Origin of the sequence: Granulicella sp. 5B5 (assembly GCF_014083945.1) — a bacterium.
Classification (GTDB): domain Bacteria; phylum Acidobacteriota; class Terriglobia; order Terriglobales; family Acidobacteriaceae; genus Granulicella.
Genome location: NZ_CP046444.1, coordinates 2,093,097 through 2,108,696 on the forward strand (window position 1 = coordinate 2,093,097; position 15,600 = coordinate 2,108,696).

The 15,600-nt window shown below is 59.4% G+C and carries 8 protein-coding genes; 5 read left to right on the forward strand and 3 right to left on the reverse strand.

All coding sequences use genetic code 11. From position 1 onward, the window contains the following. Positions 1–102 precede the first annotated feature (102 nt). The 3 genes from GOB94_RS08770 to rsfS all read left to right on the forward strand — a co-directional run bounded on the left by GOB94_RS08770 (position 103) and on the right by rsfS (position 2,442). On the forward strand, positions 103–1,020 hold the full coding sequence (locus GOB94_RS08770) for a hypothetical protein (RefSeq protein WP_182275578.1): 918 nt from the start codon (positions 103–105) through the stop codon (positions 1,018–1,020). A gap of 163 nt (positions 1,021–1,183) precedes the next feature. Then, complete coding sequence (gene nadD, locus GOB94_RS08775; RefSeq protein ID WP_182275579.1) at positions 1,184–1,819, forward strand: nicotinate (nicotinamide) nucleotide adenylyltransferase; 636 nt, start codon at positions 1,184–1,186, stop codon at positions 1,817–1,819. 65 nt (positions 1,820–1,884) lie between these two features. Continuing rightward, on the forward strand, positions 1,885–2,442 hold the full coding sequence (gene rsfS / locus GOB94_RS08780; protein WP_182275580.1) for a ribosome silencing factor: 558 nt from the start codon (positions 1,885–1,887) through the stop codon (positions 2,440–2,442). A 99-nt stretch (positions 2,443–2,541) separates the two neighbouring features. On the opposite strand, the gene GOB94_RS08785 is transcribed toward rsfS, so the two are convergent. Next, entirely contained in the window at positions 2,542–6,396 is a 3,855-nt protein-coding gene (locus GOB94_RS08785; RefSeq protein ID WP_182275581.1) for a carboxypeptidase-like regulatory domain-containing protein, read from the reverse strand. Positions 6,397–6,783: 387 nt separating this feature from the next. Between GOB94_RS08785 and GOB94_RS08790 the strand changes: the two genes are divergently transcribed. Beyond that, positions 6,784–7,095 carry a 23S rRNA (pseudouridine(1915)-N(3))-methyltransferase RlmH gene (locus GOB94_RS08790; protein WP_255483761.1) on the forward strand — a complete coding sequence of 104 codons (312 nt, stop codon included), beginning with the start codon at positions 6,784–6,786 and terminating at the stop codon, positions 7,093–7,095. A gap of 269 nt (positions 7,096–7,364) precedes the next feature. On the opposite strand, the gene GOB94_RS08795 is transcribed toward GOB94_RS08790, so the two are convergent. After that, positions 7,365–10,856 (reverse strand): TonB-dependent receptor, encoded by a 3,492-nt coding sequence (locus GOB94_RS08795; protein WP_220464896.1) that lies wholly within the window; start codon positions 10,854–10,856, stop codon positions 7,365–7,367. A gap of 403 nt (positions 10,857–11,259) precedes the next feature. Between GOB94_RS08795 and mnmE the strand changes: the two genes are divergently transcribed. Next, a complete protein-coding gene (gene mnmE / locus GOB94_RS08800; protein WP_182275584.1) occupies positions 11,260–12,699 on the forward strand; it encodes a tRNA uridine-5-carboxymethylaminomethyl(34) synthesis GTPase MnmE in 1,440 nt (479 codons plus the stop codon). Positions 12,700–13,463: 764 nt separating this feature from the next. Here the strand turns inward: mnmE and GOB94_RS08805 are convergent. Beyond that, positions 13,464–15,479 (reverse strand): glycosyltransferase family 39 protein, encoded by a 2,016-nt coding sequence (locus GOB94_RS08805; protein ID WP_182275585.1) that lies wholly within the window; start codon positions 15,477–15,479, stop codon positions 13,464–13,466. Positions 15,480–15,600 lie beyond the last annotated feature (121 nt).

Sequence of the window (15,600 nt, forward strand, 5' to 3'; positions counted from 1 at the left end):
TGGGTCGCCTGTCGCGCCCCGTCTTCCATGCTGGATAGCCAGAAAGCGCGTCAACGTAAACTTTCGCGCTGGTGGCGCATCTAATGAAGCAGAGGTATTACGATGCCAAGGCTCACCAAACTTCTCCCTCTTGCCCTGGCCACTCTTTCCGTCGCAGCGCTGCAGGCGCAGGCGGATCCAGCCGGTCAGACGACTTCTCCCCAGACCCCGCCCGCGCCCATAGTGCGGACCGCTCCAGAGCCCGAATATCCGGCGCAAGCACCACGTCATGCCTACAGGCCATATCGGGGAAACTACAGCGCCACTCTGTCCGCCGGACAGGTCCTCCACGCTGCCGACGGCACCGCTAATGCCCAGCCTGTCCCCGGCGTCTACGTCCGCGTCGCGATGGGCGGCGCTCTCCGCGAGGTCGCTGCGGACGAGCAGCATGCCGAGTTTCGGGTAGAGCGCGGCGTCGTCAACATCAGCGTCCATCACCCCGAGGAAGGCAAGCTGCTGCTCGTCGATCTCCCGGGCGGCCAGGTGCAGATGCTGAAGAACGGGCTCTACACCTTCAACGCGGCCACAGACACAGCCCGCGTGCTGAAAGGCGAGGCCAATGCCTTTGCCGCCAGCGCACCACCCGCTACAAAGCCTATTAAGGTGAAGGAAGACAAGGCAGTCACGTTCCCGCCGGCGGGTTCCGCCGTAGCAAAGCTGCGGGCGCACGACTTCTATCCCTTCCAGATAGGTTCGGACCTCATTCCGCAGCCCTACAATGAAGCCCAGTTGAATGATGGCCCGGGTTACGGGTACGGCTATCCACCTTACTACGGCTTCTACGGCGGCCCGTGGGGTTACCCGTACTACGCGTGGAGCCCTTACTGGGATGGTGGCTTCTATGGATATCCGTGGGGATTCGGCCTCGGCTACGGTGGCTTCTACGGCGGGGGTTTCTACGGCCGCGGCTTCTACGGCGGAGGGCATTTCGGCGGAGGACACGATGGTGGCGGACACGGCGGTGGCGGGCATGGCCGCTAACTTTTAGCGCGCTTAGTCGGCAAATCCACGAGAGCCTGTTCTCTTTCCCTATGGGAAGTAGGACAGGCTCTCGGTTTGTTTCTGGTTAGCCTTACCGCGAAGGGACTCTCGATGTCCCCATCGATCGTCGGTCATACGGCCGCCTCTCTGGCTACAATCAGGCATGCGTCTCGGCTACTTTGGCGGCTCGTTCGACCCACCGCACCTGGGGCATCTTGCCGTCGCCCGCGCAGCCGCCGACAGCTTCGCCCTGGACCACGTTTTACTTGTGCCCACAGCCAGCCAGCCGCTAAAGCCGGACGGCGCCGTTGCCAGCTACCGCGACCGTCTGGCGATGGTTTCGCTCCTCTGTCGCTACGATCCCCGCCTTGAAGCCTCCAATCTCGAAGCACCCGTCACACCGCCGGCGCCAAACTACACCATCGACACCCTGACCCGCCTCCACGCGATGCAACCTGACGCGCAACTCTTCGTCATCGTAGGCGTCGACGCGTTCCATGAGCTGCCTCGCTGGCGTGCGCCGGACCAATTACTCTCCATCGCCGACTGGATCGTCGTCACACGGCCACACTTGCTCAACGACGGCCACTATCCCCTGAAGTCGGCCTCTACGCCTCGCCTGCCGCCGCTCACCGCCCTTCAACGAGCGCACGTACATCAGCTCACCGCCATCGACCATCCTGCCTCCGCAACGGCGGTCCGCAGGGACCTCGCACTGGGTAGGCCATGTGACGGCCTGCTCGCCTCCGAGGTATTCAGCTACATTCGCGACCATCACCTCTACCTCACACCTGGCTGATGGAACGGTCATTCGGTTTTTGCATCTCAATACGCTAGGATGGAAGCTGTTTTCCAAGGAGTTTCATGGCCAGCAAATCCGTAGCCGACAAGCGCACCATCACCCAACAGATGCTCGCAGCCGCAGCTGCTGCCTGCGAAGACAAAAAGGGCGATGACATCCGCATCCTCGCGCTCGACCCCTCTGAGAGCGGCCTTACCGACTACTTCCTCATCTGCAGCGGCTCCAGCGACCGCCAGAACGTCGCCATCACGGACGAGATCGAACTGCGCCTCAAGCGCGAGTTCGCTACCTATCCCAACTCCGTCGAAGGCCGGCGTCAGGGCGAGTGGGTCCTGATGGACTACGTGGACTTCATCGTCCACGTCTTCTCTGCAGAAAAGCGCGCCTTCTACGGCCTCGAACGCCTCCGCAAGTCGGCTACCTCGCTCACCATTGCAGAGCTCAATGACGAGATCAAGTCCGCCATCGCCAGCACGCGCGCGAAGAAGCAGGCGATCCCCTCCGCAAAGAAAGCTGCCGCGAAGAAGGTGCCGGCAAAAAAGGTCGTTGCGAAAAAAGCAGCCAGCACGAAGAAGCCAGCGAAAAAAGCTACAAAAGCCACTACGAAGAAGTCGAAATAGTTCTTCACGAACGGCTGTCACTTTTGTAGAGCTTTCTACGCAAAGCGAAGGGCGGAGAGATAAGATCTCTCCGCCCTTCGCTTTGTTTACAGGTTCGATTTAGAACTCCAGCCGTAGCGCAAGTTGCAACACGCGAGCACCGTTGTTCAGATTGCCCGCAGGCGATACCGTGTTGGTGATGTTGCCGAAGGTGCTACTGGTAACGTCCTGCTGATCGTAGCCGTTGAAGGCATTCGACTGTGGCAGGCCGAAGTTCGGATGGTTAAGGGCGTTGAAAGCATCAGCGCGGAACTTGAGGTTGAGCCTCTCCCCATAGATCGGGAAGTTCTTCGCCAGACCCAGGTCCTGGTTGAAGTAGTGGGGACCACGCAGTCCGTTACGAGCACCAATCTGGAACCCGATGGGACCGACGTACGCGGCTTGGGCTGCTGCCTGATTGGCGAAGATGTTCACGCCGCCACCTTGCAACTTCTGGAGATGAGTGAATACCGTCGACCGGTTCCCGACAAGGATACCGGGCGCATCGTTGGAGTAGCTGGCATCGAAGGCATTGGAGTTGGTTCCCCAGGCAAGACCTGAGTGCCAATCGGTGACACCGCTGATATCCCATCCACCGATAGCTTCTTCAATCCACAGAGGTCCCTGGTTCAGGAAGGCACGGTGCCGGCCGAACGGCAGCTGGTATGTAACGTCTGCCGTGACGTAGTTGTTGATGTCGAAATCGGAGTTGGCACGGCACTCGCGAGGACGGAGGTCGTCGCAGATTAGGCCAATGCCACCGATGCCCGTATCGCCCGAGCTGTTCGCGAAGAATGAGACGTTATCGATGGAGTGCGCAAAGGTGTAGTTCACATCGAACTGCAGGCCATGCGAGAGGTTCTTCTGCAACGACGCCAGGAGCGCGTTGTAGCTCGAGAAACCCTTGCTGGTGTAGAAGCTGTTCTCAGAGAACTGAGCCGCCGAGCCTACGTTAAGGGGAGCACCGTTGACGGAAAGCGCTTGGACGAAGTCTCCAAAGTCGCCATTGTGCGCCAAGCCAGTGTAGCTGTAGGCGAGGTATTGCGTGTTGCTGGTGAAACTCTGAATGATATTGCCATTGGAGTCCGTAACCGGGTGCGCAGCTCCGTATCCGGCCGGCAAAACGTTTTCAAACCATGGCTGCGTGGTCACGTTCAGCGGATTCACGCCGGCTCTGATCTGGGTGGTAAGCGCCGCAAAAGCATTGGAAAGAAGTTGACCCGAGGTAGCATCGGGGAAGTCAATGATCTGGTTTGCGTCCGCCTGCGCCAGCAGGCGACGGCCAAGCCGGCCCACATAGCTCAGCTTCATCACCATGTCGCCGGCAAAAGAATGCTGCATGCCGAAGTTGTAGGTGATGGAGTAGGGAGTCTTCAGCGCCGGATCGATCGTGGCATTGAAGGCAAGACCATTCTGCAGACCGCAGGGATACGTTGAGTAACCAAGTGCAGTGCAGATGGACGCTGTCGCGAACGGTGCATACGGCGGCTTCGGCGTTGCGGGTGGCGTCAGTGAAACCGTGGAGGGAAGCGAGTTGCCGTTCGTTAGACGCGGGTCGTTCAAGAGCGAGGCATTCGGATTGCCCGGAGTTCCGTACGGGGTAGACGAAGTCTGCTGAAAGAGATACGAATCGGCATCCTGAATCTGCTGGACTGCGTTGATGATCGTGCGATCGTAAACGATGCCGGCGCCACCGTTGAATACCGTCTTCCGGTCGAAGCTGGGGTTGTAGGCAAAGGCCACACGTGGCGCGAAGTTCTTATGCTGTGGTTGGTAGATTGGTGGACCATTGTTGGCCTTGCCACCCAGCACGTAGTTGATGATAGGTACAGCCGCAGGTCCAGTCTGTCCCGCCGCACTCTGCGCAACGCGGTCCTTGACGTAGTCGTTGAACGTCGTCGTCTCGGTGCTTTCCAGTCCACGCGTCTCATAAGGCACAGAGAACAATTGATAGTTCACACCGTAAGAAAGGGTAAGTTCTGGATTCACCTTCCACGTATCGTCGAAGTACAGCATCGTCTCGTAGTTCTGATAGATACGCACATCGCCGGTAAGCTGCGGAAGCGCATTACCGGTCGCATCGTAGTTGTAGTCGCTCTGAACGTTGGCGACGCGACCCAGCACGAAGGCAAACGCCTGATCGTAAGTCTGGATGGCCGTGTTCGCCAGGGTCGTTTGCGCAGCCGAGGCATTCGCCGGTGCCTGATAGATATCGGCAGGACGCAGACTGGCGTTCAGACCCAGGGTCTGACCACCAAGACCAATCTCGACCGTGTTGTAGTCAGCTTTCGTTGAGTTGACGGGCCTGATATCTTCAAATGTTCCGCCGATTTGAAGAGTATGGCTCCCCTTGGTCCAGGCGAAGTTGTCGCCAATCTGCATCACCGGAATGCGACGGCTCGAGGCAGAGGGGTTGAGGTACAGTGACGACGCAAGAGCGGCCTGCGTACCATCGCCGAACGTGAAGAATGTCGAGCCGTCAGGATTGAACGCGTTGGGGAAAGAATAGTTTTCTACAGTCTCACCCAGGAACAACTGGTTCGTCTTGTTCGATCCAATTACCCAGTTGTGGCCAAGCACAAAAGCATACGTGCGATCGATGAACGGATTAGACTGGGGATCTCCAGCAAACTCATTCGGGTTCTCAGTCGCGTTTTCGTGAGAAACCGTGAACCGCGCGTAAATCTTCTGGGTGTCGGTCAGGTTGTAATCAACTCTACCAATGTAGTTCGTCGCGAAGTCATTATCCGGAGCGTTGAAGTTATAGCCACCAGAGTTGACCCCATCACCGCCGGCCGCGTTGGATACAGGAAAACGAGCGGCGTAGGCTGCGATCCAGGCTGCATCGGCGCCCACTCCCTGCGGGTCGAGGGCCGCCTCCTGCGCTGCTGTCAGAGTGGAGATGTTGCCGGTCGAGTTGATGTAGCTGACGAGCCCGCTGCGCAAGGGGGCAAGCGGCACAGTTCGCTGGGTAAGCTCGGAGCTGATGATGCGCGAGTTATTGTAATCGAAGAAGAAGAACAGCTTGTCCTTCAGAATCGGCCCACCGATGTTACCGCCGAACTGGTTCTGGATCAGGTGATTGCGAGGGACAATCGGCGATGCGTTATTGCTGAACCAGCTATTGGCTACCAGGGACGGATCGCGATGGTACTCATTGATATTGCCGTGGAATTGGTTGGTGCCGCTCTTGGTAACGAGGGCGAACTGGCCGCCACTGCCCAGGCCGCTGGATGGCGGGAAACCACCCACGGTGCCGTGGAATTCGTCGATGGAGTCAATCGGGGCATGCCCTACGATCGAGCCGCCAAATCCGGAACTTACACCCGAGTTGGTCTGCGATGCGTTACCAGTCGCGAAGTCATTCACGTCCAGGCCGTCGAGTGTAATGTAGTTCTGGTCGACACGAGCACCTGTTGTCGAACCCTGGTCCGTTACGCCTGGCTGCAACGTGAAGAGCGCCGTGGGGTCATCGCGCTGCTGCACGGGGAGCGAGTTGAGAAGCTTCACATCGAAGGTGTTACCAATCGCAGCATCCGTCGTGTCGATTGTGACCTCGGAGTTGGAGGCCGTTACTTCGACTTCAGTGTTCGTGCCGGCAAGTAACTTTGCGTCCTGGGTACGGGTCGTCGCGACCGTCAGGTAAATGTTCTTGACGTCCAGAGGAGAGAAGCCGGATGCGGTAAAAACGGCCTCATATCCTTGACCGGGCGGGATATCCGTGAACCGGTACGAACCGCTGGCATTCGTCGTCTGGGTAAACTTCACACCCGTGGTCTTGTTCGTTAGAGTAACTGTGGCTCCAGGCAGGGCGGCCCCAGTTGTATCGGTCACCGCTCCCGTCATGCCAGAAACATTCTGTCCCACGGCAAAGGTTGTACCCACTGTGAGGACGAGCGACAAAAGGAACAAGAGGTGCAGAATCTTCTTCGTCAAGAGTAAAAGCTCCTACTTCAGGCTATTCGGATGGCGCAATACCTGGAAAGAGCTACAACTCTGTCAAAGCATGACACCTTGCTGGTGTTCTTGCAAGCAAGATGCCAATGTACTTAAAATGAATGTTATGTGAATGTTAGAACATTAAAGCGGGATGCGATACATCAAAACCCGGCGAATAATACGGAATAGCATAGAATTAAATATATAATTCAGTATAAATACTAGCTGGCTTCAGATATTTATATGCAGATTCTACTTGCCTCCGTCCTCCCAAAACGCTCTGCGATAACAGGTCCCGCACAGGCCTCCCTTACTCTCTACATCGACCGCTGTACCCGTTACACGCCCACTGCGTACCGCACCTTTACGAGTGAGAGTGCTCTTTTGGAATTTCTTGACGGCGCGACCGCCCGCACCCGTCCCTACCTGTTGCTTACTGACAGCACAGGGCAGCAGCTCTCCTCGACCGAACTGGCGGCTGTCGTCTCTCAACTCTTCGATACAGGTATCCAGACCCTGGTCTTCGCCATCGGGCCGGCGGACGGCTGGTCACCTGCGGCCCGCAAACGCGCAGATAAAACCATCGCCTTTGGCCGCATCACTCTGCCCCATGAGCTGGCCGCAGTCATCGCTGCCGAGCAGCTCTACCGATCCCTCACCATTCGGGCGGGACATCCGTATCACACCGGCCACTAGCCCACCATCTGCCACCGAAGCCCTCCCCCTATTTTCAAGGTAAGATCCGGAGCGGATTGGACTTAGGCTCGTAACCCCTTGAGTGCACTTTGGTAGTGCATGTCCGACGGTCAAGATTCGGCATGAGGCCAGTCTTACCCTGCCTTCTATTGTAGTTGGCGTGTCAAGTCGCCGGCCCGCGCGGCGAACGTACCCTGCGCCGAGAGCATATAGCAAAAAGCGGGGCGGCCATTGCTGACCGCCCCGCCTGGTTTTTGGATCGTAGTGGGTTAGAACGTGAATCCAGCGTGGAGCTGAATCAGTCGAGGTGAAGCATCCGCGCCACCCACCGAACCCAGGATGCTCGTCGGAGCGCCGACCGTGCTCTGGATGGAACCAAGAGCATTGCTCGACGTGAGAACATGTGTCGGGTTCTGGAAGTTCGGGTGGTTGAACAGGTTGAAGAACTGCGCGCCAAGCTTCAGCTTCATGAAATCCGCGTGGGGAACGTGGAACGTCTTGAAGGCACCAAAGTCCACGTTCGTGTACGAAGGTCCAACGAGACTGTTGCGTCCCTGCTGGCCGTAGTCCGTCGGCGAAGTAAAGGCACTCTTGAAGTCACACGGGCTAGGCACGCTGCCGTCCGGCAGGAGGGCATGCGAGCCACCACCGCAGTGGTGATCGAAGCTGTTGGAGATTTCATTCGCGAAGAGCAGGGCCGTTCCGTTCGCAAAAGCGCCAGCGGCTACACCGTTGACCGACTTCGGGAAGCTGCTCGTGTTCTGCGTGACCGTGTATGGCAGACCAGATTGGTGGAAGATCGCGCCGCTGAACTCAAAACCGCCGGTCAGATCGCGGAAGCGCTCCGAGAACGAAGGCACCTCGTAGACGAAGCTGGCCGTGGTGTTGTGTTTCACGTTGTAGTCTGCCGGACCGTACTGTTGACGGAGTGCAGCCGAGTTCTGTACGGCTGCGGAGTCGCCGGCATCCGGAGCGAATGCCTCGAAACCGCCGTTAGAGATTTCGTCCAGTGCCTTCGAGAACTCATAGTTGATGTTGACCGTGAGTCCGTGCGAACGGCGGGTGCCCGTGACAACAACGCCGTTGAAGTTGCTATCGGCACCGCTGTACACATTGCTGATCGTCGCGAACGGGGTGACCGGCTTCGCCGTGGGAACCGTCGGGAAGAACGAAGCACTCGCAGCTGTGTTGCTCAGGTTCCTTGTCCCGTCGTTCACCGGCTCGTGATAGCCGTGGTTGCCGACGTAGCTGATCGTCACCGAGCTCTTATTATCGATGCGATGCTCCACAGCCAGACTCCACTCCTCATAGGTCGGGTAGCTGATGCTGCCCGCGATTGTCGTGAAGTTCGGAGCCGAGTAATGGCCGCCTGCATTGGCGACAGCTGCAGCGGTGGTTGTATACGTGCCGCCGGTCGAGAACTGCGACTCAAACGCGGTATCCGAGTTCACAGCCGTCTGGTGCGCACTGCCGGTCGTTGAGGGTGTGATATAGCCGCTGGTAGCTGCTCCTTCAACCGTGCCCAGGACAGCGGCGTGGAAGTTGGTGGGAGGATTGCTGAGCAGGTCGTCCGCAACCACACCGGGGAAGCTGTCGGTGAACATACCGAAGCCCGCACGGACGACGGTCTTGCTGTCAGCCTGCCAGTTCGCGCTGAAGCGCGGCATGATACCGGCTTTCTGGAAGCTTTTGAGCGCGCGATAGCGATCGGCGGAGATGAGACCATTGGGATACGCTGCGTTGTACGGAACTCCTGCGCTGGTTGCTCCGGTCGGCAGAGCCGAGGTGGACAACGCAAGCACCTGGAAACAGTTTGCATGGCAGGTTGGATTGGAGTTGCGCTCTACACGAAGACCAGCGGTCACGGTCAACTTCGGAGTCAGCTTGTAGCTATCTTCGATGTATGCGCCCATGTCATACACCGAAACGGGCTGTTCTGCACGTAGAGGGAAGCGCTCGATGTGTTCGACGTCGATCACGCCCGAAGACAAGCCTTCTTCCGTGAGCTCGTCGGCCGGAGAGATTGTCTCTTCGCCCTGAAGGTCGGTGATGTTGTCGCGACGGATGTTGTAACCGAAGCGGAGAGTGTTGCGGCCCCTCGTGTAGTTGACGTCGTCAATCACCTGGTAGCCGGAGACGCGACGGCCCTGCGGGAAGGCATAGTTCTCACCACCGTAGTTCGTGCCGTAGTTGGCCGCGTCACCGCTCTCGAAGAGCAGTGTGCTGGGAGCGATTCCCGAAAAGTTGTTGCTGTTCTGGAACGGCGCGCTATAGTAGTTGCCGGTAAGCACCAGTTGGTTGGTGAGGTTCGGGGTGAAGGTATGAACCTCGTTGATCTGGCCTTCCCATGCAGGCTGCGCGCTCTGTGTCGAGAAGCGCGGATCGATCAGGTCGGTGTAGGTCGGCTGCAGACCGTGGTCCTGCTTGTAGTGGATGTAGAAGGAGTCCTTGTCGCTGATCTTCCAGTCGACGCGCGCGGTAAGCAGCCACTCAGTCAGCAGCGACGCATTCTTTGCGTAGTAGGTATCTTCCGCAACGTCATTCGCGTCTTGACTTATGGCGCTGGCGGCAGGGCGGAATGGGCTATTGTTATAGACGCCGTAAATCGTCTTCAACAAGGGTTGCTCGGAAACAGGCGCTGGCGCGAAAGAAATGCCGTCGGAGGCGGCGCAGTTGGGGTCGTTGCCGACGCCGGTGGTGTTCGGGTTGTTTTCGCAGTTCGCGCTCGCGTTCGCATTCAGCGTGGCGCAGGAGCCCGCATCACCCAATGAGCAGGCCTGGTAGAGCGCATTCGGCACGAACACCTGGCCGGTCGCCGGTGTCGTCGCACGGATACCTTCGGTGTTCACGAAGAAGAACAGCTTGTCCTTCCAGATCGGCCCGCCGATGGAGGCGCCCCACTGGTTCGCATTCACGAACACCGGGATATTCTGCTCACCATAGAAGGCCTCGTTCTGCTTATTGAACCAGTCGTTCGAGTTCAGCGCGCGTCCGTCCCAATAGTAGCTGGCGTTGCCATGAAACCGGTTCGTGCCGGCCGCGGTGATCTCGTTCACCTGCGCGCCCCCGAGTCCACCGAATTGGGCGCTATAAGCCGGAGCTACGATCGTCACCGTGTCGACTTCATTGTTGCCGAGCGTAAGGTTCGAAGCACCGGTGTTGTTCAGGTTCAGGAACGGGTCGTTCTCATAACCGCCGTCCAGGGTGAACATATTGGACAAGCCGGAGATGCCGAAGCTCGAGAAGTTGCCGTAGCCGCCGGCCGCGGTGCCGGTGTTCATCACCGTACCAGGGGCCGTCTGCGCCACGAAGGTCAGGTCGTTGCCGGGGTTCGGCATCGCCTGGATCTGCTCCGCTGTGAACGTCGTGACGATGTCGGCGTTGGTGGTGTTGACGATCTCAGGGTTGCTGGTCACTTCAATCGTGGTGCCCTGCTGGCCCACGGAGAGCTTGATGGCATCCTGGGTAACAACACCGGCTGCCACCGTCACGTTGCTCACAACCGTAGCAAAGCCGGCCGCGGCTCCTGTAACCTGATACGTTCCCGGCGTGAGCAGCGAAACGTGGTAGTTGCCGCTGGAATTGCTGGTGGCCGCCTTGGAGGCACCTGTGGCCAGGTTCTTGATGGTGACGGTGGCGCCCGGAATCACCGCGCCCGTCGCGTCTGTGACCGTGCCTTCGACGTCACCCGCTGTGACCGATTGTCCATAGCTAAGGGTGGCTACAGCAAGAAGTGTAAGAACTGCCAATACCTTTTTCATATCTCTGTTTTGTCTCTCCAGTTCTTCTCTAAGAAAGGCTGTAACCCTAAACAAAATCTGCGTTCCAACGCATGATGCAGTGATATTGCTGAAAGCAGAGGGTTGCCCTTCGGAAAGCATTGGAAAACTAAAAGGCAGTTTCACTGCCAAAGTTACTCTTTCGAGAATTTGACGCGTTTATTCCATTTTTTCCTCTTTTTCGCCCGATGCTGTCACCAGAGCCAGCAATTTCTTCCGAAAAACGTATTGTCTTTATGCGATGTATAGGGCTTTAGGTATTTCTACTGGTCTCGCATCCTCATATTTGTAGGTTTCTATCGGAATCCGTCATTCCTCATAGAGCAGGAGCCAGACCGGCTATCCTCGGAAGCAGCCCTTTCGGCAATGACTGCGACAGTCTTCTATGAACGTAACCTCCTCCCAGACACCTTTCGCCGGTTCAATCGATAGCGACACCATCGTCGCCATCTCCACGCCTCCCGGCCGTGGCGGTATCGGCATCGTCCGCCTCTCCGGGCCGGATGCCCTCTCGCTTGCCCCACACCTCCTCCAGCTCGCCCACTCGCTGGCCGTGCCCGAAGCCCACGCCCGCGCCTACTTCGCCCGCGTGCTCGACCCCGCCGCCCCAGCCCGCGCGCTCGACGACTGCCTCGTCACCGCGTTCCACGCCCCCCGCAGCTACACCGCCGAACCCCTCGTCGAGATCGCCACCCACGGCTCGCCTGTCATCCTCGATGCGCTGCTGCGCAATGCGCTCGCCACAGGGCAGCGCCTCGGCCTCAGCGTCCGCCTCGCCAACCCCGGCGAGTTCACGCAGCGCGCCTTCCTCGCCGGCCGCATCGACCTCACCCAGGCCGAGGCCGTCCACGACCTCATCGCCGCCCACACGCTCGATCAGGCGCGCGTCGCCGCGCAGCAACTCGGCGGGGCCCTCAGCCGCCGCGTTGCTCCTATTAAAGGAGACCTCCTCCACATCATCGCCCTCCTTGAAGCCGGCATGGACTTCGCCTCCGGCGAGCTCGACGACGTCGATGTCGTTCCACCGACTCAAATCGCCGACTTCATCGGCCGCGTCCGTTCGCCGCTCGAGGTCCTCGCCGCCACCTACCAGCGCGGCCAACTGCTTCGCAACGGGGCCGCCATCGCAATCGTCGGTCGGCCCAATGCCGGCAAGTCGTCGCTCTTCAACCGCCTGCTGGAGCGCGACCGCGCCATCGTCACGGCCATCCCCGGCACCACGCGCGACACCCTCGAGGAGTCACTCTCTCTCGGCGGCATCCCCGTCCGGCTCATCGATACCGCCGGTCTCCGCACGACTGCCGCCGACGAGGCCGAGCAGCATGGCATCGCACGCACGAGAGAGACACTCGCCGACGCTGACCTCATCCTGCTTGTCCACGACGCCACGCAGCCCTTCGGCTCCAGCGAGCAGCAACTCCTCGCGTCCATCGCCAGCCGTCCACATCTTCTTGTCAGCAACAAGATCGACCTGGCTACGGCGGGTTCTGTCCTCTATCCTCTATCCTCTATCCCCTCGCTTCGCACCAGCGCCCTCACCGGCGAAGGCCTCGACGCTCTGCGCACGGCCATCCTCACACAGCTCAACGCGCAAGGCTCGCTCGCAGAATCCGGCCTCATCAACAACCTCCGTCAGCAGCAGTCCATCGCGGACACCCTCACCGCACTCGCTGCTGCCGCCGAAGCGAACGGCTCTGCTCTCCCCCACGAGCTCATCCTCGTCGACCTGCACAACGCACTCCGCGCACTCGACTCCCTCACCGGCACCACCACCACCGACGACATCCTCGCCCGCATCTTCTCCACCTTCTGCATCGGCAAGTAGCCCAATCACTGCACCATTACACGCTGGACGAGCTCGAAACCGTATCGCGCGAGCCCGTTGAATATCTCTATCGGGATGGAAGAGCCAGATAGATTTACCCTCAACCCAATCCATCAAGTCCCGAGACTAAGCACCTGCAGTGGGAGGCGTAATTCTAGGTGGATGGATAATATCGTTGTCGAAAATAGACAGCACCTTCAAAGCCAACACAACCAGAACGACGATGATCGCGACTCGCAGGATGATTCGCCTATCGACGGACCGCGGCCAGCGGCGGAACAGGCGGCGCATTCGCGACTGTAGTTCATACCGATTCACGGTAGATACGTCCTTGTGGCTTGAAATTCGGAATTATCGTAAGGGCATTGCAACATCCCTATGCGTGACCGCTCCTGCTCACATTAAGGCCGTCAGCACACATACGGATGATACAGCGTGGCTCTGGCGACTTCCTTCCGCCATTGCATTCCATATCTTCAGATATGCCGCTTCGGGCCGTATGGCACCAAGTCCGAGCGACGTCATATTATTCAGCCGCGATGGTTCCATCGTCCCCCTCCGCACCCAACAATGCCCGCCCGTGACACCTAATATTGCGACGCCATATTAGGTGTGTGGCATACCGCCGGCGCGGATATTCCCTTCGGCACCATGTAGTTCGCCAGCAGAAGCCGCCCGCCGGACACCACCTGCATCTCGCGAGCGCGCTTCCACTCTCTTCTCATTGCCTCACACGCTATAACCCCCGCGCGCTTGCCCACCGTTTATCTCGCCTCCAGCGCATGAACTTTCTCCTGCGCCGCCGCAATGAAACTCGCCTGCAGGTCAGGCCGCACCCGCTCCGCGCTCTCCATCGCCGCGCGATACCGCGCCAGCGCCTCGTCGCGCCGTCCCAACGCCGCCAGCACATCACCCAGCTCTATCTCCACCGGAGCCGACTCCGGTGCGAGCCCCGCCGCCTGCTCCGCCAACGCCAGCGCACCGTCTTTGTCGCCCGCACTCAGCCGCTTGTCCGCATCGTGCGCCGTCACCAGCGCCGACGCCAACGGCACCGCAAAGCTTCCGTTATACACATCCACACCATAGTCGATCACCGCATCCGGTCTCCGCTCACGAAACACCTCATACGGATTCAGAGCGCCGTCGCCAAACTCAATCCCCTCCAGGTCGCCATCGCTCACAAATACCGTGCCGTCGATCACCGGCGGCACAGCCTCCGGCAGATCGAGCCACCACACCGTGCTCGTCGTCGGCAACCGTCCGCAGTGCATACCGTAGTCCTCCGGCTCAATCGCGCCATCGGGAAAGTACGCAAACCAGCACTTCGCCACATGGTGCTCGTCGATGTACCGCTTCACCGCGATTAACTGCTGCCCCCAGTCCACATTCGCATCGCTCAGATACCTGTGCACCTGCAACGGGCCGCCCCACGCCTCATTCCCATACGCCATATATGCCGGGGCCACGCGCTCACTCGTCACCACCTGCCAGCACAGCAGAACACCCAGCGCATACATCCATCGCGCATCCTTCTGCACCAGTACCGATGCCACACCACCCACCAACACATACAGCAGCGCATACACCGGCAGCAGGTGCCGCACGCCAATATCGAAGTCCGAGTGCATCGCCACCGCAAAGTACAACCCCGTCGGCACGAGCAGCCACAAAGCCGGGTGCCCCACATCTCGCTTCTGAGATGTGGGTAGAACCACCATAAGAACCAACCCTGCCACCAATAGCAGCAGAAACGGCAGCGTAGACTTCACCGCCAGCGCCACCGGAAAGTACCACCAGTTCCCATGCCGGTACACCTTGCCCCACAGGTAGCTCGTGTCCTCAAACTCCGTCTGCTTGGTGTTCTCGAGCCCCCACAGATACGCCTCCGGCAGCACGTGATACTTCGCCAGCATCGCCAGCCGCGGCGCATCGGCCCTGTCGTACATCCGCGCCAGGTACGCACTCAACGGAGGATCAATATCTCCACCATTCACCCCCGCCGAATAACGAAACCCATAGAACCCCCACAGCACTACCCACGCCATCGCGAAGACCACCACCAGCGCCACCGCCCGTTCGCGCAGCGGCTTCCAACTTCGCACCACTACCCACTCCGCCAACACGAGCAACACCAGCATCGGCGCAAGAAACACCCCGGTAAACTTCGCCGCCAGCAGCAACCCCGCCGCAAACCCGGCCAGCAGCAGCCTTCCCCACGTCGGCCGCCCGCTGTACCGATAGAACACATACAGCGCCGCCACAAACAGGCACGCGCTCCCCACGTCCGTCGTCACCAGCGCCCCATGCGCCAAAAAGTTCGGATCGACCACATAGAGCGCCAGCGCAAACAGCCCCGCGCCATAGCCAAACATCTCCGCCGCCATGCAGTAGATCAGCAGCCCCAGCGCAAGCGTGAACCCCATACACGCCAGCCGCCCCAGTTCCAGCGTCCGCCCCACGCCGTTGCCGAACACAAAGTCCCGGCCATCGCGAAACGCCTCGCGCGGCACGCTCCATCCGTGGTCGGCAGGCACCGCGAGCCCGCGCCCCAGCAGTGGTAGCGCCGCCACCAGCTTCACCAGCGGAGGCACCTCGGGGTTAAGCGTATACGTGTGCCGCGTCAAAACCATATATCCATCAAACAGATGGTGCGGCTCATCCCAGGTTGCGGAACTCCGCCGAGACACCCAAACCAGTTGCGCCGCCATCACCAGCAGCAGCCCCGCCACCATCGCCGCCCGGCTCCATTTGCCTTGAATCAAACGTTTTAGCTGGCCCACGGCGATCTCCTGGAAATTTCCTCGCACCCACTCTACCGCATCCCGCATTAACCATCTCGACGCCCATCCGTCCAATAAGCGAACGTCACAGGCGAAAACCGTTTTCTATCGCAGCCTCTCG

What these genes read in the sequence shown, in the direction of transcription:
- mnmE (WP_182275584.1), top strand. Translation starts at nt 11,260, where the DNA reads ATGAACGTAACCTCCTCCCAGACACCTTTCGCCGGTTCAATCGATAGC.
- nadD (WP_182275579.1), top strand. Translation starts at nt 1,184, where the DNA reads ATGCGTCTCGGCTACTTTGGCGGCTCGTTCGACCCACCGCACCTGGGG.
- GOB94_RS08795 (WP_220464896.1), bottom strand. Translation starts at nt 10,856, where the DNA reads ATGAAAAAGGTATTGGCAGTTCTTACACTTCTTGCTGTAGCCACCCTT.
- GOB94_RS08770 (WP_182275578.1), top strand. Translation starts at nt 103, where the DNA reads ATGCCAAGGCTCACCAAACTTCTCCCTCTTGCCCTGGCCACTCTTTCC.
- rsfS (WP_182275580.1), top strand. Translation starts at nt 1,885, where the DNA reads ATGGCCAGCAAATCCGTAGCCGACAAGCGCACCATCACCCAACAGATG.